The following is a 20,307-nucleotide window of genomic DNA, read 5'->3' on the forward strand; positions in this document are numbered from 1 at the left end:
TTCGTGATTTTCGGGTCAAAACTCACACCTCGTTAGAGAATTATGTGCGCGTGGCCGGGGCCAGATGGCGCGGCGCGGAGGGAATGATGCCGAGCGGCGTCACGAAGGTCTCGCGCTCGTTCACGTCGATCGCGTAGCACTGCCAGCCGAACCCGCCGGGCCCGGCGAACTCGAATCGCGCGTCGAAGTCCACGGCTGAGGGATAGTACTGGGCCACCGCGGTCACACAGGCGTTGCTGGCGGTGTCGGAGGCGACGCGCATGGTCGTGAGCACGCCCGGCACGACCAGGGCGATCAGCCCGAGCACCACGACGACGCGCAAAATGGTTGTGAAGTGCTTGCCGCGCAGGGGGCGGTAGTCGTCGTTCGGCTCGTAGCCGGAGAGCTCGGGGTGATTGTCAGTCATGGGTACTCCCATTCTCCCAGACCTGGGTGTGAAGCGACCCGGTTAAACGAAGCGGCCGGCGGCATCCGTTCTCTACGCGTGAGAAGCGGATGCCGCCGGCCGACACGGCCGCTAGTGCGTCGACGCCTCGGTGTCGATCTCGGTGCGGTCGCCGGACCACAGGGTGTGGAAGGTGCCGGGCATGTCGACGCGGTGGTAGGTGTGCGCACCGAAGAAGTCGCGCTGGCCCTGCACCAGGGCGGCCGGCAGGCGTTCGCTTGCGAGCGAGTCGAAGTAGCTCAGGCTCGAGCCGAAGCCGGGAACCGGGATGCCCGACAGCGCGGCGGTGGATACGACGCGGCGCCAGGCGGCCTCGCCGGCGGCGATGGCGTCGGCGAAGTACTGGTCAACGAGCAGACTCGGGATGGACGGGTCGTTGTTGTAGGCATCCACGATGCGGTTGAGGAACTGGGCGCGAATGATGCAGCCGCCGCGCCAGATGGTGGCGATGGCGCCCTTGTCGATGTTCCAGTTGTACTTGGTCGCACCGGCGATGATCGCGTCGAAACCCTGGGCGTAGGCAATGATCTTCGAGGCGTAGAGCGCCTGGCGCACGTCTTCCTGGAAGGTGTTGCCGACGACGGCGATTTCTGGGCGTGCCGTAATTGTGGCTCGCACCGGTTCGCGCTGCTCCGGGTGGGCCGAAACGGCGCGGGCGAAGACGGCTTCGGCGATGCCGCCGACGGGAACGCCGAGGTCGAGCGCGTTCTGCACGGTCCAGACGCCGGTTCCCTTGGAGCCTGCCTCGTCGAGCACGACGTCGATGAAGGGTTCGCCGGTCTTCGCGTCGACCTGGCGCAGAATCTCCGCGGTGATTTCGATCAGGTAGCTATTGAGCTCCCCGCCGTTCCAGTCGGTGAAGATATCGGCGATGGCCTCGGGGGAGTGCCCGCCGACCTTGCGCAGCAGGTCGTAGGCTTCGGCGATGAGCTGCATGTCGGCGTATTCGATGCCGTTGTGGATCATCTTGACGAAGTGGCCGGCACCGTCGGTGCCGATGTGGGTGACGCAGGGCACACCGTCGACGACGGCGGCGATGGACTCAAGAATGGGGCCGAGGGTCTTGTAGGCCTCCACTGAGCCGCCGGGCATGATGCTCGGGCCGTTGAGGGCACCCTCTTCGCCACCGGAGATGCCGGCACCGACGAAGTTGAGGCCCTTGGCGCTCTGCTCCTTTTCGCGACGAATGGTGTCGGTGAATTCGGCGTTGCCGCCGTCGACGATGATGTCGCCGGGTTCGAACAGCTCAGAGAGCTGGGAGATGACGGCGTCGGTGCCGCGGCCGGCCTGCACCATGATGATGGCGGTGCGCGGCTTCGTCAGCGAGGCGACGAAATCGGCGATGTCCTCGGAGGCGACGAAGTTCGCCTCCGGGTGCTCGGTCGTGAGCAGGCGGGTGCGTTCGGGGGAGCGGTTGTAGACCGCTACGGTGTTACCCTCGCGGCCGGCGAGGTTGCGGGCGAGATTCGATCCCATCACCGCCAGACCCACGACACCAATGTTTGCCTGTGCTGAACCGGACTCTGACACGTTTTCTCCTTTGGGGCTGTACTGAACAGACCACCTACGAGTTTAGCGCACAGGCCTGAACGGTCCCGCAATCGGGGGACAGCATTGCGCAATGCTGGTCCTATTTCGTGGGCTTGCCGTCCCAGATGGAACTCATCTCGTTGAAGGCGCGTTCCATGATGCCGAGCATGGCTTCGTGGGCTGCCTCCGGGTTGCCGCGCTGAATCGCGCTGGCCACATCGACGTGCAGTTGCAGTGCTTCGTTGTGCGGATGCCGCGGCATCAGTCCGTAGTTCGTGCGCCCGGTCAGCACCTCGGCCACCAGGGTGTTGAGTTTGGCGAACATTTCGTTGCCCGAACTGGCCAGCACAAGACGGTGAAACTCGATGTCGAGCACGAGGAAAGCCTCGGGGTCGTCGGCCTGGCCGGCGGCCCACAGCTTGCCGGCCAGCCCCATCAGCTCGCTGGCATCCGCCAGGGGAGCGCGGATGGCGGAGAGCCGGGCGGCCTCCGGTTCAATGGCGGTGCGCAGCTCGGTCAGGGAACGCAATTGGGCGATGCGGGCCGGCGACGCGAGCCTCCAGCGGATGACCTGTGGGTCATACAGGTTCCACTCGGAGGCTGGCAGAATCTGCACGCCGACGCGACGGCGAGAAGCGAGCATACCCATGGAGGCGAGCACGCGGATGGCTTCGCGCACCACCGATCGGGAGACACCGTATCGTTCCTCGAGCTCCTCGATGCGGAAGACCGACTTGCTGGCAAGTTCACCGGCGCAGATGGCCAGGCCCAGCAGATCGACGACGCGCGCGTGCAGGCTGGTCGAGGGGGTTCCGTAGTCAAGGCTCTCGGGCAAGTCGACGAGCGGGTCGGCGCCCGGCCCGGTCGTCAGATTGTGCGTCATGCGCTTGATCATATCGTTCCGGCAATAAACTTGAATAAGTATGCTTTATTCGGTAACGTTTCCTCTCGAGACAGATGTAAAGATGCATTCTGTTGGGAACCGTGGCTCAAAGCGCCGGTTCTTTCGAATGGGAGACACAGTGAAGCGTCATTCAGTTGTTCGCGTTGCGGCCATCGTCGCAGCGATATTCTTCGCGGCGGGCACACTTACCGCGTGCAGTGCCGGTGCCGGTGATGACGGGGGCTCGAAGACTCTTCGAGTGACCCTCGCCAACCACGTGTGGACCGACACGATCAAGAGCAAGCTGCCCGAGTTCGAGGCAGCCACCGGCCTCACCGTCGAGCTCAGCCAGTACGGCGAAGACCAGCTCTCCGATCAGTACAACGTGAAGCTCAATGCGGGCACCGATGAGATCGACGTCATGATGTATCGCCCGCTCCAAGAAGGCAAGCTGTTCGCGAAGAACGGCTATCTGGCCGACCTGTCTGACAACGTCGAGTCGAACGCCGACTGGAACTGGAGCGACTTCCAGTCCGGGCCGGTCGAGTCGACCACCTACGACGGCAACGTCGTTGGCGTGCCGATCATCACCGAGCAGGAAGTGCTCTACTACCGCAAGGACCTCCTCGCCAAAGCCGGACTCGAGGTGCCGACCACGATGGACGAGCTCGAAGCCGCGGCCAAGGCAATCAAGGAACAGAACCCCGGCGTGGCCGGCTTCGTCGCCCGTACCGGCAAGTCCGCCGCCGTCACCCAGTTCTCCAGCTTTCTCTACAGCTTCGGCGGTGACTTCATCGACGAAGACGGCAACTCAGCTATCGCCAGCCCTGAGGCCAAGGAAGCCTACGCGTTCTACGGCGGACTGATCCGCGACTACGGTCCGGAGAATGTCAGCACCGACATGAGCTGGCCTGAGGCCATGGCCATCTTCACGCAGGGCCAGGCCGGACTGTACACCGAGGCCGACAGCCTCTACAAGAACGCGACCGACCCCGAGACTTCCAAGGTCTCCGACACCGTCGGCTTCGCACCGATGCCAGCCGGTCCTGGCGGTTCGGCCGCCTACAACGTGCCGTCCTGGGCGCTCGGTGTCAACGCTGAATCGGCCTACACGGATGAAGCCTGGTCGTTCATCGAATGGGCCACCAGCGCGGACCTGACCCTGGAGGTGCAGCAGGACGGCGTTCCCGGTGCGCGCCAGTCGGTCTGGGAAGACCCGGAGGGCACGTCGACCTACCCGGCCGACCTTGCCGCCGCGATCGCCACGAGCACCAAGAACGGTGTCGGTCATGACCGCCCGCTCGTCATCAAGGTGCCCGAAGCGCGCGAGATCGTAGGAGATCCGATCGTCATCGCCATCACCGGCGGCGACTCCGACGCAGCAGCGGATGCCGCGAGCGAGGCTTTTCAGGGAATCCTCGACGACGAATAACCCGCACCACTGAGGCGGGGCGGATGCCCGAACGCGGTCGTCCGCCCCGCCACCCCCTTCTTTCTGAACGTGCAATACCAAGTGTGAGGTGAACGATGACCACAATGGTCACCACCAAGCCCTCAATGTGGAAGAACTATTCCACCTGGGCAAACCGTCATCGCAAGTGGCTCTTCGCCTCCCCAGCGATGATCTTCGTCGGGCTGCTCATCGCGGTGCCGCTGGGCTGGACGCTGTACCTCAGCGTGACGGACTCCGAGGGCTCGGTGCGCGCAGCATCCAACCTGGTCGGATTCAGCAACTACGTCGAGGTGCTCACCGACACGGATCGCTTCTGGCCCGCCGTGATGCGCACGTTCGTCTTCACCGGCGGAGCGCTGGCCATTGAGCTTGTCCTCGGCATGTGCATTGCCCTGCTGCTCTGGCGCCCGTTCCGCGGCGAGAAATGGGTTCGCGTCGCGATCCTGCTGCCCCTGGTCGCTACCCCGGTCGCCGTCGGCATGATGTGGCGCCTCATCTTCGACCCGAACATCGGCTTCGCCAACCAGGTGCTCAGCTGGATCGGTATTCCGGCCCAGCCCTGGCTGTCCGGCCAGTACACCGCCCTGCCGACGCTCATGTTCGTCGATATCTGGCAGTGGACACCGATGGTCGTACTGATGCTGCTCGCCGGCCTCACCTCACTCTCCGACGAACCCGACGAAGCTGCGCGCATTGACGGCGCCAACGCCTGGCAGCGATTCTGGTTCGTCACTCTGCCACTCCTGCGGGCCACCGTCATCGTGACCATCGTGCTGCGCGGAATCGACGCCCTCAAGACCTTCGACATCCTCTATGCCACCAAGGGCAAGGGCGGCGGGTCATTCCACGAAGTCGAGACGCTGAACATCTATGCCTTCGGCCTGAGCTTCGACTACAACGACTACGGGATCGCGTCCACCGTGCTGATCCTGTTCTTCCTGCTCATCATCGCGATCATGTGGGTACTCACCTACCGCAGAAAGGCGAACCGGTCATGACAACGACCCTGCCAGCCCGTCCTGTCACCCAGACTCCGCGCCCGGTCGCGATTGCACCGCGGCGCCGCAAGCCGCGAGCGTACAAAATCTTTCGGGTCGTCGCCCTCACCCTCACGGTGCTGCTGTTCGTCGCTCCGCTGGTCTGGATGTTCGTCGCGTCACTCAAGACCAATGTCGACATCTACGACGCCAGCAAGACCCTGTTCTTCACGCCGACGCTCGACAACTACGACAACGTGCTCAGCCGCAATAACTATTTCGGATTCATCTTCAATAGTTTCTGGGTGGCGCTGTTGTCCACCGTCTTCTCCCTGCTCATCGGAGTTCCGGCCGCCTACGCGATGAGTCGTTTCGCGATGCACCGCTCCGCGCTGGTCGTCCTCATGGCACGCATCATTCCGGGCGTCAGCCTGCTCGTGCCGTGGTACTTCATCTTCGCCAACATGCGCATGGTCGGCGGCTTCGGCGTGCTGATTCTCTCGCACATGTTCGTCGCCCTGCCGCTCATCGTGTACATCATGATCAGCTATTTCGACTCGACTCCGCTCGAACTGGAGGAGCAGGCGCAGGTGGACGGCCTCACCCACATCGGCGCGTTCCTGCGGATCACCCTGCCGCTGTCGGTTCCGGGACTCGCGACGGCCGGCATCCTCTCCTTTATCTTTTCGTGGAACAACTTCATGTTCGCGCTGGTGCTCTCCGGCGCGAATACCAAGACCCTGCCGGTGGCGATCTTCAACTTCGTCTCGTATGCCAGCATCGACTGGGGAAGCCTGATGGCGGCAGCCGTCGTGGTCACCGTTCCGATCATGGTCATTGCGCTGTTCACCCAGAAGTACATCGTGTCCGGCCTCACCGCCGGTGCGACCAAGGGCTGAGGGTGGGCCTCCCGCCGATCGTCGTCATGGGTGTGCAGGGCTCTGGCAAATCGACCATCGGTGAATTTCTGGCCGAGCGCCTCGGCGCCCGGTTCCTCGACGGCGATACCCTGCACCCCGCCGCGAACAAGGCCGCCATGGCCGCCGGAAACGCGCTGCAGGATGAACACCGGCTGCCGTGGCTGCATGAGGTGGGGCGCTGCCTGGCCGGGGACTACCCGAACGGCATCGTCATCGCCTGCTCGGCCCTCAAACGCAGTTACCGCGACCTGCTGCGCGATCACGCCGTTGACCTGTTCGTGGTTGATCCGGAAGGGTCGATCGACCTGATCGCAGCCCGGCTACGCGCACGCACCCACGAATTCATGCCTCCCGCGCTGCTGCAATCGCAGTTTGACACGCTCGAGGTACGCACACACGATGAACGCGGCGTAACCGTGGACATCGTCGAACCGCCCGGCACCATCGTCGAACGGATCCTTGCGGCTCTCGCCGCCGAAACAGAAAGCGGTGAGGCTGCCCGTGTCACACATTGAACGAGTGGAAACTTTTCTCGTGGCACCCCGTTGGCTATTCGTGCGGCTTGAAACCAGCGATGGCGTCGTCGGCTGGGGCGAAGCCAGCCTGGAAGGGCATTCGGATGCCGTGCGCGCGGTCGTCGAACAGTTCGCGGAATATCTCATCGGCGCCGACCCCGACCGCATTGAAGACCACTGGCAGGTATTGACCAAGAGCGGTTTCTACCGCGGTGGACCGGTGTTCGGCAGCGCTGTCTCCGGCATCGACCAGGCTCTGTGGGACCTCAAGGGCAAGTCGCTCGGGGTACCGGTCTACCAGCTGCTCGGCGGCGCGGTGCGCGATCGCATCCGCATGTACGGCTGGGTCGGCGGCGACGACCCGAGCGGCATCGCCGACGCGATCGCGGCGCAGATGGCCGTGGGGCTGACCGCCGTCAAGATGAACGCCTCCGGCATCATGAGCCGAGTCGGCACGGTCGCTGAAATCGACGGTGTGCTCGAACGGGTCGCCGCCGCACGCGCCGTGCTCGGCCCCGACCGTGATGTGGCCGTGGACTTTCACGGTCGGTTCACGCTCGCCAATACCCGCCGGATCGCCCCGTTGCTCGAACCCCTGCGACCGTTCTTCATTGAAGAACCGGTCGTGCCGGAGAATTCCCACCTGATTGGTCAGCTGGCCCAGGCCACCTCGATTCCGATCGCGACCGGGGAGCGGCTCTACACCCGGCAGGATTTTCTGCCTGTGTTCGAGGCTGGCATCGCCGTGGCGCAGCCCGACCTCTCCCATGCCGGCGGAATCTCCGAAGTACGCCGCATCGCGGCGATGGCGGAGGTGTACGACGTACAGCTGGCCCCGCACTGCCCGCTTGGCCCGATCGCGCTCGCCGCCTGCCTGCAGGTGGGCTTCGCCACTCCCAACTACCTCATTCAGGAGCAGAGCATCGGCATCCATTACAACCAGGGCGCCGAAGTTCTCGATTACGTGCTCGAGAAGGAGCCATTGAAATTCGTCAACGGAAACATTGAACTGTTGACCGGCCCCGGTCTCGGCATCGAGATTGACGAGGCCGCAGTAAGGGCCGCCGACTCGCGCGGGCACACGTGGCGGTCGCCGATCTGGCGGCACGCGGACGGCGCACTGGCGGAGTGGTGACGGCCATCACCGTGCCGAGCCCCCTTCTGATGACACGCACGACCAAGGAGAACCATGAAGATCGACAGAGCAGAAGTCATCGTCACCAGCCCGGATCGCAATTTCGTGACCCTGCGCCTCACCACCGACGACGGGCTCGTCGGGCTCGGTGACGCCACCTTGAACGGCCGCGAACTGGCCGTGGTGGCCTACCTGCAGGAGCACGTCGTGCCGCTGTTGCTCGGCGCCGACGCCCACCGCATCGAAGATACCTGGCAGTTTCTCTATCGCAGCGCCTACTGGCGCCGGGGCCCGGTCACCATGGCCGCGATTGCCGCCGTTGACGTGGCGCTCTGGGATCTTAAAGCGCAGGCCGCCGGGATGCCGCTGTACCAGCTGCTCGGGGGAGCCAGCCGGGACAAAATTCTCGCCTACGGTCACGCATCGGGGCGCGACCTGCCCGAACTGTTCGATTCCATCCGCAAGCATCAGGCGCTCGGCTACCGGGCCATCCGGGTGCAGACTGCCATCCCCGGCCTGAAAGCCATCTACGGCGTTGCCGCGCAAACCCAGACCAGTGGCAAACGCTACGACTACGAACCGGCCCAGCGTGCGGCCAGGCCTGCGGAGGAAGACTGGGATACCCGCGCCTACCTGCGGCACCTGCCGACCGTGTTCGAGGGGGTTCGCGGCGAGTTCGGCGCCGAACTGCCCCTGCTGCACGACGGTCATCACCGGATGACGCCGATCCAGGCCGCGAGACTCGGTAAGTCGCTTGAACCGTACGATCTGTTCTGGCTCGAAGACTGCACCCCGGCCGAAAACCAGGATGCCCTGCGGCTGGTGCGCTCGCATACCACCATCCCGCTCGCGATCGGTGAGGTCTTCAACACGGTCTGGGACTACCAAACCCTGATCAAGGACCAGCTCATCGACTACGTGCGGTCGGCGGTCACCCACACCGGCGGCATTTCGCCCCTGAAGAAGATTCTCGACTACGCCGCCCAGTACCAGATCAAGTCCGGCATTCACGGCCCGACCGACATCTCCCCGGTGGGCATGGCGGCGGCGCTGCACCTCGACCTGGCCATTCACAACTTTGGAATCCAGGAGTACATGCAACACGGCGACGCCACCAACAGCGTTTTCGAACAGTCCTTCAGCTTTTCCGACGGCTACCTGCACCCCGGTAACAAGCCCGGTCTGGGCGTTCAGCTGAACGTGGACGAGGCCGGCAAGTACCCGTACCAGACGGCGTACCTGCCCTTCAATCGTCTGGCCGACGGCACCGTTCACGACTGGTAAGGCAAGCCGACGACACGCCCGGGCTGCAGGGGTGGCTCGAACTGTGTAAGATTGAAACGAACTTCGGCGAGGGATAGTGTCGTGCCTGCATTCTGGGCCGGCGGCATCCGTTATCGACGCGGCGGACGAGGCCTTGGGCTTTTCCTCACGCTGACATGCGTTCGAGTTGAATCAGTACCCCTCTTTCTCGGGCTTCGGCCCGTGAATCACGATCTGGGCTTAGGCCCCGCAAGGAGAAATACCATGGCTAGAGAAGTTACCGCCGTCGAGGCAGACCTCCGCACGAACTTCGGCAAGGGTGCGGCCCGCAAGCTGCGCGTACTCGGCAAGATCCCGGCCGTCATCTACGGCCACGGCACCGATCCGGTGCACGTGTCGCTGCCCGCCCACCGCATCGCCCTGCTGCTGCGTCGCGCCAACATGCTCCTCGAGCTCGACATTGAAGGCACCAAGCAGCTCGTGCTGGTCAAGGACGTGCAGAAGGACCCGGTGAAGGCCATCATCGAGCACATCGACCTCGTCGTCGTGCGCAAGGGTGAAAAGGTTCAGGTTGAAGTTCAGGTGCACATGTCCGGCGAGTCCTTCGCCGGCACGATCGCCGACTTCGACACCAAGACCCTGTTGCTCGAGGTTGAAGCCACCGACATCCCCGAGAACGTCACCGTGTCGATCGAAGGCCTCGAAGACGGCGCCCAGATTCACGCCAAGGACGTTCCGCTGCCCATCGGCGCCGTGCTCATCTCCGATGAAGACGCTCTCGTCGTGTACATCCACACCCCGCGTGGCGAAGACGAAGAAGAGGCCGAGACCGAGGTCATCACGGCCGGCACCCCGGCCGCTACGCCTCCCGCCGCGTAACACCTATTTTCACCTGGTTCCGTCTGGGCTTTCGCCCGCATATACGGAGGAATCCCCTGGATACGAACCTGTGGCTCGTAGTCGGGCTCGGCAACCCCGGGCCCGACTACGCCGGCAATCGGCACAACGTCGGCCAGATGGTGACGGCGCAGCTCGCCGACCGTCTCACGTCGAACTTCAAGCGTCACAAAACGGCCGCCCTCGTCGCCGAGGGACACCTCTCACCGGGTGGCCCCAAACTGGTGCTGGCCAAGCCCACCACGTTCATGAACGTCTCCGGCAGCCCGGTCGCCGCCCTGCTGCGCTTCTATTCGCTGCCCGTCTCCCGGCTCATCGTCGTGCACGACGACCTGGACCTGCCCTTTGACACGCTCAAGATCAAGGTCGGCGGGGGTCACGGCGGTCACAACGGCCTGCGCGACATCATCGCCGCCACCGGAACCAACGAATTCATTCGCATTCGCATGGGCATCGGGCGTCCGCCAGGTCGCCAGAACCCGGCCGATTTCGTGCTGCACGATTTTGCTTCCGCCGAGCGCAGCATTCTGCCCAACCTCATAGCGGATGCCGCCGACGCGGTCGAACTGATCGCCTCCGACGGCGTCGTGGCCGCGCAGCAGAAGTTTCACTCGCCCTCCTAGGCTGCGTAGACTCGTTCAGTGATCCTTCAGGGCTTAATCGCAGCGCTCGCGCGCGCCTCCACGTTCGATAACGCCCTCGCCTATGCCAGCCGGGACGCTGATTTCTCCCTGACCGGGGGCCTGCGTGCCCCGTTGCTGGCCGCGCTGCTCGACCTGCGCCGGGACGACGCTCAGGCCCTGTTCGTCATCACCGCGACCGGCCGCGAATCCGAGGCGCTGCGCGAGAACCTCGGCTGCTTCGCCACGAGCGCTGAAATCATTGACTTTCCGGCCTGGGAAACCCTGCCGCACGAACGGCTCAGTCCGAGCGCCGAGATCGTCGGCAAGCGCCTGCACGCGCTCCGCCGCATGCGCGAGTGGCAGGAGCAAGACGCGAGCGAGCGGCATCCGCTTATCGTCGTCGCCTCGGTGCGGGCCGCGCTGCAGCCGGTCGCCGACAACCTCACCGACTACGAACCGATCGAGCTCACGGTCGGCGGGCGCGGGCACGACCTCGCGGCGATCGTGCTGCAACTGGTCAACGTTGCCTACGCCCGGGTCGACATGGTCACCCGGCGTGGCGAGTTCGCCGTGCGCGGCGGCATCCTCGACGTATTCCCGCCGGTCGCCTCGCACCCCTACCGGGTGGAGTTCTTCGGCGACGAGGTCGAGCAGATTCGGCTGTTCAGTGTTGCCGACCAGCGTTCGCTGCCCGAGCCGGTCGAGTCGGTCAGCCTGCCGCCGAGCCGGGAACTGCTGCTGAGCCCCGCCGTGCGGCAGCGTGCCCGGGAAATGCAGCACGAGTTTCCGAGCCTGGCCGGACTGCTGGCCAAGATCGCCGAGGGAATCCCGGTCGAGGGCATGGAAAGCCTCGCTCCCGCCCTGGTCGACCGGCTGGTGCCGGTCACCCACTACCTGCCGACCAACGCCGCCGTCGCCGTGATCTCGCCGGAACGGGTCGCGAGCCGGGCCATCAGCCTTGCCGAAACCAACCGCGAATTCCTCGGCGCAGCGTGGAGTGCCGCCACGGCCGGTGCCGACGCCCCGATCGACCTCGAATCCGGTGATTTTCTCACCCTCGGGCGCCTGCGCGACAGCGTGAAGTACTCGGCGCCGGGGGTGCCCGCGACCGGTCACAGCTGGTGGACCCTGAGCACTTTTCAGGCCGCGCCGACCGATGCGCCCGTCTTGCCCGAACACCTCGAGATGGACGCACTGCTCACGATTCGTATCGAAGCGGATGCCGTCCCTACCTTCGCCGGCAGCGTCGACGGCGCCGTCGGGCACGTCGCAAGCCGGCTGCACGACGGTTGGGTCGTCGGCATCGTCGCCCAGGGAACCGGCCTCGTGGAACGAGCGGCGCAGGTGCTCGCGGAGCGTGAACTGCCGGTGCGCGTCGTGGACGTGTGGCCGCTGGAGCCGGAACCGGGTATCGCCTACCTGCTGAAAGCATCCGTCGATCACGGTTTCGAACTGCCGCAGAGCAAGCTCGCGCTGATCAGCGAGAGCGAGTTCTACGGTCGCACGGTCGGATATGACGCGCGTCAGATCAAGAAGCTCGCCAGTCGCCGCAAGAATGTCGTCGACCCGCTGCAGCTGGTGGCTGGCGACCACGTGGTACACCAGACGCACGGTATCGGCCGTTTTCTCGAACTGACCCAACGTGAGGTGTCCAGTGGTGGCCGCAACCCGGTCAAGACCACTCGGGAATACCTCGTGCTGGAATACGCGCCATCGAAGCGCGGGCACGCCGGCGACCGGCTCTATGTGCCGACCGACCAACTCGACTTGGTCACGCGCTACGTCGGCGGTGAAGCGCCGACCCTGAGCAAGATGGGCGGCAGCGACTGGTCGAGTGCCAAGACCAAGGCGCGCAAAGCGGTGCGCGATATCGCCGTGGAGCTGGTCAAACTGTATTCGGCGCGCATGGCCAGCAAGGGGCACGCGTTCGGGCCGGACACTCCGTGGCAGCGTGAGCTCGAAGAGGCCTTTCCGTTCGTGGAGACGCCCGACCAGCTCACCACGATCGATGAGGTCAAGGCCGATATGGAACGGCCCATTCCGATGGACCGGCTGCTCAGCGGTGACGTCGGTTTCGGCAAGACCGAGGTGGCCATTCGCGCCGCGTTCAAGGCCGTGCAGGACGGCAAGCAGGTGGCCATGCTCGTGCCGACCACCCTGCTGGTCAGCCAGCACATGGAAACGTTCAAGGAACGCTTTGCCGGGTTCCCCATTCACCTGCGGGCCCTGTCGCGGTTTCAGACCGACAAGGAGTCCCGGGAGACGATCGCCGGCATGCTCGACGGCACCGTCGATGTCGTCATCGGCACGCACCGGCTGTTGTCGCCGTCGATCATCTTCAAAGATCTCGGCCTGGTCATCATCGACGAGGAGCAGCGGTTCGGCGTTGAACACAAGGACGCCCTGAAGAAGCTCAAGACCAACGTCGACATTCTTGCGATGAGTGCGACGCCCATCCCGCGGTCCCTCGAGATGGCGGTCACCGGCATCCGCGAGATGTCGACCCTGGCGACTCCGCCCGAAGATCGACACCCCATTTTGACCTTTGTGGGGCCGTACTCGCAGCGGCAGGTGGCCGCAGCCATCCGTCGTGAGCTGCTGCGCGAGGGCCAGATCTTCTTCGTGCACAACCGGGTCACCAGCATCAACCGCATCGCCGCGCAGATTGCCGAACTCGTGCCGGAGGCACGCATCGCGGTGGCACACGGACAGCTGCCCGAGGCACAGCTCGAACAGGTGGTCGGTGATTTCTGGGAGCGCAAGTTCGACATCCTGGTCTGCACCACGATCATCGAGACCGGCCTCGACATCAACAACGCCAACACCATCATCATCGACCGCGCCGACAAGTTCGGGCTGAGCCAGCTGCACCAGCTGCGCGGTCGGGTCGGTCGCGGGCGCGAACGGGCCTACGCCTACTTTCTCTACGACGAGAACAAGCCACTGTCGGAGACCGCGCACGACCGGCTCGCCACCATTGCGGCGAACAACGAGCTCGGCGCCGGCATGCAGGTGGCCCTGAAAGACCTCGAGATTCGCGGGGCCGGCAACCTGCTTGGCGGCGAGCAGGCCGGCCACATCGCGGGCGTCGGTTTCGACCTGTACCTGCGCATGATCGGTGAGGCCGTTAGTACCTTCCGCGGCGATGTCGCCGAGGGGCAGACCGAGCTGCGGCTGGAGCTGCCGGTGGACGCGCATATTCCGCACGACTTCGTCGACAGTGAGCGGTTGCGGCTGGAGGCCTACCAGAAGCTTTCCAGCGCAAGCTCGCCCACCGCGACCGACGACCAGATCGACCTCGTGCTCGACGAGCTGACCGACCGTTACGGCGAACCGCCGGTGCCGGTGCAGAACCTCGTCGCCGTCTCTCGGCTGCGCTGGCAGGCCCAGCAGGCCAACCTCAGCGAGGTCGTCGCCATGGGGTCGAACCTGCGTGTGGCACCGGCGGACCTGGCCGACTCGATCCAGGTGCGATTACAGCGGATGTATCCCGGCTCGCGTTACGTCTCCTCAACGGGGGCGCTCAGCGTGCCGATGCCGCGGCCGAACGGCGAGCCGCTCGATGACAACGCCCTGATCGAGTGGACGAAGACGCTGCTCGCCGCGATCTTTCCGCCGCCCGTGCCGGCAGTTGCGGGGCCGGCCTAACTTCAGGGGCTTCCCGCGGTGCGCGGGTGTTGCGCCGGTGCGCGCGAGGCACACCTCCCGCGCACTGGCGCAGGTCCCGCGCCTCGCGTGGCGCGGCAGTTCTGGCCAGACCGGAACTCCCGCGCACTGGCGCAGGTCCCGCGCAGCGTGCTCGGTCGGACCCGTATCAGTGCCGGATCTCCCGCGCACTGGCGTACCTCCGGCGCACTGCGACACGGCCGAACGGATGCCCGCTACCGGAACCCCCGCGCACTGGCGCAGGTCCCGCGCGGCCGACTCGAGTGGTGCTTGGTAACGGAACGTGTCGGTTGCTATCGGGCTTCTTCCGACTGGTAGACATCCGGAATGCCATCGTTGTCGCTGTCGATGGCTTCCTTCTCGGCGATCCGCCCGTAGTGGCGGTTACGCGAACGCAGGATCGCCGTGGCCAGCAAGGCGGCCAGGAGCGAACCGACCAGAATGGCGACCTTGGCGTGGTCGTCGTGCGGGCTGCCCTGGCCGAAAGCCAGTTCGCTGATCAGTAGCGACACGGTGAAGCCGACGCCGGCCAGCAGGGAGACCCCGATGACGTCGATCCAGGCCAGGTCGGGGTCGAGTGACGCCTTGGTGGTCTTGGTCACGATGAAGGTCGCGAGCAATACCCCGGTGGGCTTACCCACGACGAGTGCAACGACGATGCCGATCGCGACCGGGTCGGTGAGTGCCCGATACAGGCCGTCGGCGCCGCCGATGGTGACGCCGGCCGAGAAGAAGGCGAATACGGGAATCGCGAATCCGCTGGAGAGCGGGCGAATGCGATGTTCCAAAGTTTCGGCCAGGCCGGGCCCGGCGTCGGGCCCACCGCCACGCTTGCTGCGCAGTACCGGCACGGCGAAACCCAGCAGCACCCCGGCTACGGTCGCGTGCACGCCGGAACCGTGCACGAGCGCCCAGACGATGAAACCGAGAGGCAGAAGCAGCGTCCACGCCGCCCAAGCCCGCGTTCCGAAGAAGTAGGAGAACTTGTGGGTCAACACCCAGAACAGGGCCAGCGGCACGATCGCGAGCAGCAGCAGCGGAACATTCATGTCGGTCGTGTAGAAGAAGGCGATGATCGCGATGGCGAGCAGGTCGTCGACCACGGCGAGGGTCAGTAGAAAGATGCGCAGGGCTGGTGGGAGCTTCGAGCCGATCACCGCGAGCACGGCCAGGGCGAAGGCGATGTCGGTCGCGGTAGGGATCGCCCAGCCGCGCAGCGTCTCAGCTCCGGTTTCGAGGTTGATCAGCACGTAGATGACCGCGGGGATGATTACTCCACCCACGGCGGCGGCCACCGGCACGATGGCGCGGTTGACGCTGCGCAAGTCACCCGCAACGAATTCGCGTTTGAGCTCGAGCCCGGCGAGGAAGAAGAAGATCGCGAGGAATCCGTCAGCCGCCCAGGCGCCGAGACTCAGCTCGAGGTGCCACGGTGCGTAGCCGATCTTGTAGTCGCGAAAGGCGTAGTAGGCGTCGGAAAAACCGGAGTTGGCCATGATGAGCGCGGCCACGGTGGCGGCGAGCAGAATGGCTCCGCCGACGGTTTCTTTGCGCAGGATACCGGAGATGCGCACAAACTCGTTGTGGCTGCCGCGGCGCAGAATGATCGCGGTTGACGGTGCAGATTTCGGGGGAGTGGGCAGATTGGATGGTTCGGTCATAAGAATTCCTCTGGTGTTTCGAGCGCGCACAAGCAACTGCCGACCAGACTTCCCGGCTCACCGTGCATCAGAATACACGACGTACCTGAGCGACCCTCTGGCAGCAGGCCCGCCTACGATTGAAACAACGATCCAGGAGTGTTGACCATGACGAACCCGCTGTTTTCCTCCGCCCCCGCACCGAAGCACGAGGTGCCGACGAGCTCGCTCGACACGCTCATCGCGACCGTCGCGCGGCTGCGTGCTCCCGGCGGATGCCCGTGGGACGCCGACCAGACGCACGCCTCGCTCGTGCGCCACCTGGTCGAGGAGACCCATGAACTGATCGAGGCGATCGAGGCCGGCAGTCGTGACGATCTGCTCGAAGAACTCGGTGATGTGCTCTACCAGGTGCTCTTTCACGCCGACCTGGCCGCGCACACGCCCGAGGAGGACTTCGATATTCAGGAAGTCGCTGCCCGGCTGACCGAGAAGATGGTCGGGCGGCACCCGCACGTGTTCGGTGATGTCACGCTGGAGACGGCGGAGGAAGTCTCGGCCGCCTGGGACGGTTTCAAGGCCGAGGAGAAGCCGGGGCGCACGAGCGTGCTCGACGGTATTCCGACCGGCATGCCGGCGCTGGCCCTCGCCGACAAGGTGCTCGGTCGGGCCGAGAAGATCGGCCTGCTCGATACTGACGAGGGCTTCCCTCTTCCGATCGAGTCCGAGGCCGACCTCGGGCCGCTGCTGTTGGCCATCGTGGCGTCGGCTCGCTCTCAGGGCCTCGACGCGGAGCGTGCCCTGCGCGCCGCCGTGCGCGATCTGCAGACGGAGATCCGCGGAGCGGAAGCCCCCACAGCTTCAGACAACGCGGTCCATGACGACGCCTTCGACGCCGGAATCATCGCCTTCCCTTCCTGACATCTAGGCGATACGACTTCCGGTGGGTAGGTGCGTCGCGGGGGTGCGAGTGCGACGCCAAGCCCAAGCCAGGGCGCCCGCGCCGAGCAGCAGGTGAATGGTGAGGCCGATGAACCAGCTCGGCACCGCGCCGTCGTAGGTCTCCTGTGCGGTCGGTCCCTGCCCGTAGGCCTGGACGGAGCCGTTGGCAGCCTCGTCGCATCCGTTGTACTCGGTATACAGCTCCGGCGCGGTCTGGGCTCCGCGAACGCCGACGGCGATCTGCCCGAACAGGTCGGTTGGGGAGCCGTTCTCATCGAAGCTGCCGGGCGCGGCATCCGCTACGACAACGTAGGGGTTCGCCGCGAGAATCCACCAGTAGTAGTCGAACCGCGGCACGGGGTAGGTCGAGGTCTGCGCGGTGGAGCAGACGATGTCGGACTGCTTGCCGGTTTGCTCGTCGTAGGTCGACGACACGACCTGATAGTTCACACTCGTCGCGTCCTGCTGCGTGGCGGTACCGAGCAGCGCGAATGCGATGAGGGTGCCGAGGCTGAGTGCCGCGACCACGAGATAGGTCAGCACGATCGAGAACAGCGGCCGGGTCAGGATGCCCGACAGCCCAACGCCGACCGCAGCGATGACCCCGAGCTCGGCGGCGAGCACGAGTACGGAGACGCTGATCGTGCCGAGGGAGACCTCGCCGAGAACGACCGCGAAGATAAGAAACGGTAGTGCCGCCGCGAGAAAGGCGAGCGCTGTGATCCAGGCGGCCAGAAACTTGCCGAGCACGAGCTGCCCGGTGCTGATCAGCGTGACCTGCGTGGTGGCGAGGGTGCCGGCATCCCGGTCGCCGTTGATCGCATTGCCGGACACCGCCGGCGAGACCAGCGTGCCGAGCAGCAGCACGAAGAAGATGATGGTCGAGAACACGCCGCCACCGCCGGACAGCCAGGCGGAGGTGGCCAGCCAGAGCAGAAAAGTGACGATCCCCACGAGCAGCATGAAGATGCCGAGCAGTACGTACCAGGAGACGCCGCGCACCCGTTGGCGCAGTTCCAGAGTGACGATCAGCCAGAGTCCGGTCAAGAACACGCGCTTGTTCATGGGGTTACCTCCGGGTTGACGACGATCGAACTGTGTCGTGCCGGTCTCTCCCGGGTGAGGTCGAGAAAAGTATGTTCGAGGTTGCCGACGGCCGGGCCGAAATCGCAGACCGGAACCCCGCTCAGCACGAGGTTGTGCAGCAGGGCCGCGGCCGAGGCTTCGTTCTCGACCTGCACGAGGGTTCCGAGCTGGTCAACGCCGAGAACCTGCACGAGCGCACCGACCACGCCGGGGGTTGCCAGCGCACGTTCCAAGGCTGCTTCATCGAGTGAGCGGATGCGCCAGGCCCTGGCGCTCGCGCCGGCCGCGGCCACCTGCTCCGGGCTCGCTGTGCGGCCGTCGGACAGGTACACCGCGGCATCCGCCATCTCGTCGAGCTCGGCGAGAACGTGACTGGACACGAGGATGGCGGCGCCATCACCGGCCAAGCGTCTCAGCAGCTGGCGCAGCGCGGCGCGGGCTGCCGGGTCGAGGCCGGAGGCCGGCTCGTCGAGCAGCAGCACGCCGGGGGAGTGCACGAGCGCCCTGGCCAGGCTCAGTCGTTGCTTCTGGCCCCGCGACAACACCCGCGAGGGTCGGTCGGCGAAGTCCGTGAGGTCGGTCAGAAGGATCAACTCGTCGGCGCGCACGGCGGCCTGCTCGCGGGTCATGCGGTACATGCGCCCGGTGGTCTGCAGGGCCGCGCGGGCGGAGAGGCTCGGCCAGGAGCCGAGGGTGTCTGGCATCCAGCCCATCAGGGCGCGCACGCGCTCCGGTTCGGTGACCGGGTCGTGACCGTTGATGCGAATGCTGCCCGCATCGGGTGTGAGCAGCGTGGCGAGCATGAGCAGCAGCGTGGTCTTGCCCGAGCCGTTCGGCCCGATCAGTGCCGTGACCGACCCGGCCGGTACCGTGAGGGTCGCATCGAGCAGCGCGAACACGCTGCCGAATGCCCGGCTCACCCCGGTCACCGCGATGCCGCTCGGCACGATTCCATCCGAGCCGAAAATCGTCGTCGCTGACATAGCCACCACCCCCAGTTGTTTCCCCCGAGTCTAGGGGGGCTCCCGTTCGGGGCTGGGCGGTGAAACACATCGACGGCACCTGAGAGAATTGCCCCATGGCTATTGCAGTGACCCCACCGCGCGGTATGCGCGATTTTCTCCCCGCCGACAAGGCCGTGCGTGAGCGTTCGCTCGGCATTATCCGCGACAGTTTTCGTGCTCACGGTTTCGATGAGATCGAAACTCCGGTCATGGAAGACGCCGCCCGCCTGCACTCGGGCCTGGGCGGCGACAACGAGAAGATCGCTTTCGCGGTGCTCAAGCGCGGTCTCAGCCCAGCGGATGTTGCCGCCGCAGCCGAGCAAAACGACCTCGCGTCCCTTGCCGACCTCGGCCTGCGCTTCGACCTGACGGTTCCGCTCGCCCGGTTCTATGCCACCCACCGTGCCGCGCTGCCCACCGTGTTCCGGTCGATTCAGATCGCTCCGGTCTGGCGAGCCGAACGCCCGCAAAAGGGGCGTTACCGCCAGTTCATGCAGTGCGACATCGACATCATCGGCGAGGCCGGCCAGCTCGCCGAGATCGAATTGATCACCGCGGCGGCCGCAACGCTGGAAAAGCTCGGCCTCACCGGCTTCTGCATTCGAATCAATGACCGGCGCATCCTCTCCGCGCTGCTCGCCCACTGGAAAGTCGCGGCCGAGCTGACCGAGCGGGCGCTGATCGTGATCGACAAGCTCGACAAGATCGGTGTCGACGGCGTCTCCGCCGAACTGCAAGCCCTCGGCATCGACGCGCCCGACCTAGCCACGCTGCTCACCGAACTCGGTACCGGCGGCTGGGCCCTCGGGGCAGGTGCGCCGGACTGGCTCGACCCGGCGGCCTTCGCCGACCTCGAAGCCCTTCGCGCTGCACTCCCCGGCGTCGACCTCGAGTTCGACCCCACCCTGGTGCGCGGCATGGGCTACTACACCGGCACCATCTTCGAAATCTCCCACCCGTCGCTTGGCTATTCCCTCGGCGGTGGCGGCCGGTACGACGGCATGATCGGTCGGTTCCTCGGCACCGACGTGCCAGCCTGCGGGTTCTCGATCGGCTTTGAACGCATCGTCGACCTGCTGCAAGCGGATGCCGCATCCGCTCTTGACGCGGTTGTGTTGGTGCACGAGAAGGACGCCGACCCGGTGAGTCTGGTCGCCCTCAAGCGCGACCTCGTTGCCGCAGGGCTGCGGGTGCGGCTGGAACGCCGCACCAAGAACCTCAAGGCCCTGCTCGATCGGGCCGGCGAGGCTGGCTACGGACGCTTCGCGTTTGTGACCGCTGACACCGTGACCAGCGACGATCTCGACTTCAAACCGCTCGGCGTCTGA

General features: G+C 65.4%; 17 protein-coding genes. 11 read left to right on the forward strand and 6 right to left on the reverse strand.

The features are described from left to right. Nucleotides 1-40: 40 nt before the first annotated feature. From BLS91_RS10370 to BLS91_RS10380, 3 genes are all read right to left on the reverse strand, one after another. Entirely contained in the window at nt 41-406 is a 366-nt protein-coding gene (locus BLS91_RS10370) for a hypothetical protein (RefSeq protein WP_092340645.1), read from the reverse strand. 111 nt (nt 407-517) lie between these two features. Further along, nucleotides 518-1,921 (reverse strand): NADP-dependent phosphogluconate dehydrogenase, encoded by a 1,404-nt coding sequence (gene gndA / locus BLS91_RS10375; protein ID WP_420838502.1) that lies wholly within the window; start codon nt 1,919-1,921, stop codon nt 518-520. Nucleotides 1,922-2,075: 154 nt separating this feature from the next. Then, the gene (locus BLS91_RS10380) at nt 2,076-2,858 is read right to left on the reverse strand and encodes a FadR/GntR family transcriptional regulator (RefSeq protein WP_092340782.1); all 783 of its coding nucleotides are present in this window, start codon (nt 2,856-2,858) and stop codon (nt 2,076-2,078) included. A gap of 259 nt (nt 2,859-3,117) precedes the next feature. Between BLS91_RS10380 and BLS91_RS10385 the strand changes: the two genes are divergently transcribed. The 9 genes from BLS91_RS10385 (at nt 3,118) to mfd (ending at nt 14,289) form a co-directional block, all read left to right on the forward strand. Further along, nucleotides 3,118-4,290 carry an ABC transporter substrate-binding protein gene (locus BLS91_RS10385; protein ID WP_233206161.1) on the forward strand — a complete coding sequence of 391 codons (1,173 nt, stop codon included), beginning with the start codon at nt 3,118-3,120 and terminating at the stop codon, nt 4,288-4,290. Between the two features lie 95 nt (nt 4,291-4,385). Then, nucleotides 4,386-5,309 carry a carbohydrate ABC transporter permease gene (locus tag BLS91_RS10390; RefSeq protein ID WP_233197388.1) on the forward strand — a complete coding sequence of 308 codons (924 nt, stop codon included), beginning with the start codon at nt 4,386-4,388 and terminating at the stop codon, nt 5,307-5,309. Continuing rightward, nucleotides 5,306-6,187 (forward strand): carbohydrate ABC transporter permease, encoded by an 882-nt coding sequence (locus BLS91_RS10395; RefSeq protein ID WP_092340648.1) that lies wholly within the window; start codon nt 5,306-5,308, stop codon nt 6,185-6,187. The genes BLS91_RS10390 and BLS91_RS10395 overlap by 4 nt, the downstream gene beginning before the upstream one ends. Nucleotides 6,188-6,189: 2 nt before the next feature. Further along, nucleotides 6,190-6,723: a gluconokinase gene (locus BLS91_RS10400; RefSeq protein WP_233197389.1), complete on the forward strand. Its 534-nt coding sequence runs from the start codon at nt 6,190-6,192 to the stop codon at nt 6,721-6,723. Then, nucleotides 6,710-7,858 (forward strand): galactonate dehydratase, encoded by a 1,149-nt coding sequence (dgoD, locus tag BLS91_RS10405; RefSeq protein ID WP_092340649.1) that lies wholly within the window; start codon nt 6,710-6,712, stop codon nt 7,856-7,858. The genes BLS91_RS10400 and dgoD overlap by 14 nt, the downstream gene beginning before the upstream one ends. 54 nt (nt 7,859-7,912) lie before the next feature. After that, nucleotides 7,913-9,142 carry a D-mannonate dehydratase ManD gene (gene manD, locus BLS91_RS10410; RefSeq protein ID WP_092340650.1) on the forward strand — a complete coding sequence of 410 codons (1,230 nt, stop codon included), beginning with the start codon at nt 7,913-7,915 and terminating at the stop codon, nt 9,140-9,142. A gap of 243 nt (nt 9,143-9,385) precedes the next feature. Next, the gene (locus BLS91_RS10415; RefSeq protein ID WP_092340651.1) at nt 9,386-10,000 is read left to right on the forward strand and encodes a 50S ribosomal protein L25/general stress protein Ctc; all 615 of its coding nucleotides are present in this window, start codon (nt 9,386-9,388) and stop codon (nt 9,998-10,000) included. A gap of 56 nt (nt 10,001-10,056) precedes the next feature. After that, entirely contained in the window at nt 10,057-10,641 is a 585-nt protein-coding gene (gene pth, locus BLS91_RS10420) for an aminoacyl-tRNA hydrolase (RefSeq protein WP_092340652.1), read from the forward strand. Nucleotides 10,642-10,659: 18 nt separating this feature from the next. Next, entirely contained in the window at nt 10,660-14,289 is a 3,630-nt protein-coding gene (gene mfd / locus BLS91_RS10425) for a transcription-repair coupling factor (protein WP_092340653.1), read from the forward strand. Nucleotides 14,290-14,600: 311 nt separating this feature from the next. On the opposite strand, the gene nhaA is transcribed toward mfd, so the two are convergent. Beyond that, nucleotides 14,601-15,968 carry a Na+/H+ antiporter NhaA gene (nhaA, locus tag BLS91_RS10430; RefSeq protein WP_092340654.1) on the reverse strand — a complete coding sequence of 456 codons (1,368 nt, stop codon included), beginning with the start codon at nt 15,966-15,968 and terminating at the stop codon, nt 14,601-14,603. A 147-nt stretch (nt 15,969-16,115) separates the two neighbouring features. Between nhaA and BLS91_RS10435 the strand changes: the two genes are divergently transcribed. Next, nucleotides 16,116-16,868 carry a nucleoside triphosphate pyrophosphohydrolase gene (locus BLS91_RS10435; protein WP_092340655.1) on the forward strand — a complete coding sequence of 251 codons (753 nt, stop codon included), beginning with the start codon at nt 16,116-16,118 and terminating at the stop codon, nt 16,866-16,868. Nucleotides 16,869-16,871: 3 nt separating this feature from the next. On the opposite strand, the gene BLS91_RS10440 is transcribed toward BLS91_RS10435, so the two are convergent. Then, nucleotides 16,872-17,954 (reverse strand): ABC transporter permease, encoded by a 1,083-nt coding sequence (locus BLS91_RS10440; RefSeq protein ID WP_174774952.1) that lies wholly within the window; start codon nt 17,952-17,954, stop codon nt 16,872-16,874. Further along, nucleotides 17,951-18,958, reverse strand: a complete 1,008-nt coding sequence (locus BLS91_RS10445; RefSeq protein WP_174774953.1) for an ABC transporter ATP-binding protein — start codon at nt 18,956-18,958, stop codon at nt 17,951-17,953. Before BLS91_RS10445 ends, BLS91_RS10440 begins: the two co-directional genes overlap by 4 nt. Nucleotides 18,959-19,053: 95 nt before the next feature. Here BLS91_RS10445 and hisS point away from each other — a divergent pair, with 95 nt between their 5' ends. Then, entirely contained in the window at nt 19,054-20,307 is a 1,254-nt protein-coding gene (hisS, locus tag BLS91_RS10450; protein ID WP_092340656.1) for a histidine--tRNA ligase, read from the forward strand.

It is taken from the genome of Cryobacterium flavum (assembly GCF_900103805.1).
GTDB classification, from domain to species: Bacteria; Actinomycetota; Actinomycetes; order Actinomycetales; family Microbacteriaceae; genus Cryobacterium; species Cryobacterium flavum.

What these genes read in the sequence shown, in the direction of transcription:
- BLS91_RS10370 (WP_092340645.1), bottom strand. Translation starts at nt 406, where the DNA reads ATGACTGACAATCACCCCGAGCTCTCCGGCTACGAGCCGAACGACGAC.
- gndA (WP_420838502.1), bottom strand. Translation starts at nt 1,921, where the DNA reads ATGGGATCGAATCTCGCCCGCAACCTCGCCGGCCGCGAGGGTAACACC.
- BLS91_RS10380 (WP_092340782.1), bottom strand. Translation starts at nt 2,858, where the DNA reads ATGACGCACAATCTGACGACCGGGCCGGGCGCCGACCCGCTCGTCGAC.
- BLS91_RS10390 (WP_233197388.1), top strand. Translation starts at nt 4,386, where the DNA reads ATGACCACAATGGTCACCACCAAGCCCTCAATGTGGAAGAACTATTCC.
- BLS91_RS10395 (WP_092340648.1), top strand. Translation starts at nt 5,306, where the DNA reads ATGACAACGACCCTGCCAGCCCGTCCTGTCACCCAGACTCCGCGCCCG.
- manD (WP_092340650.1), top strand. Translation starts at nt 7,913, where the DNA reads ATGAAGATCGACAGAGCAGAAGTCATCGTCACCAGCCCGGATCGCAAT.
- BLS91_RS10415 (WP_092340651.1), top strand. Translation starts at nt 9,386, where the DNA reads ATGGCTAGAGAAGTTACCGCCGTCGAGGCAGACCTCCGCACGAACTTC.
- nhaA (WP_092340654.1), bottom strand. Translation starts at nt 15,968, where the DNA reads ATGACCGAACCATCCAATCTGCCCACTCCCCCGAAATCTGCACCGTCA.
- BLS91_RS10435 (WP_092340655.1), top strand. Translation starts at nt 16,116, where the DNA reads ATGACGAACCCGCTGTTTTCCTCCGCCCCCGCACCGAAGCACGAGGTG.
- BLS91_RS10440 (WP_174774952.1), bottom strand. Translation starts at nt 17,954, where the DNA reads ATGAACAAGCGCGTGTTCTTGACCGGACTCTGGCTGATCGTCACTCTG.
- BLS91_RS10445 (WP_174774953.1), bottom strand. Translation starts at nt 18,958, where the DNA reads ATGTCAGCGACGACGATTTTCGGCTCGGATGGAATCGTGCCGAGCGGC.
- hisS (WP_092340656.1), top strand. Translation starts at nt 19,054, where the DNA reads ATGGCTATTGCAGTGACCCCACCGCGCGGTATGCGCGATTTTCTCCCC.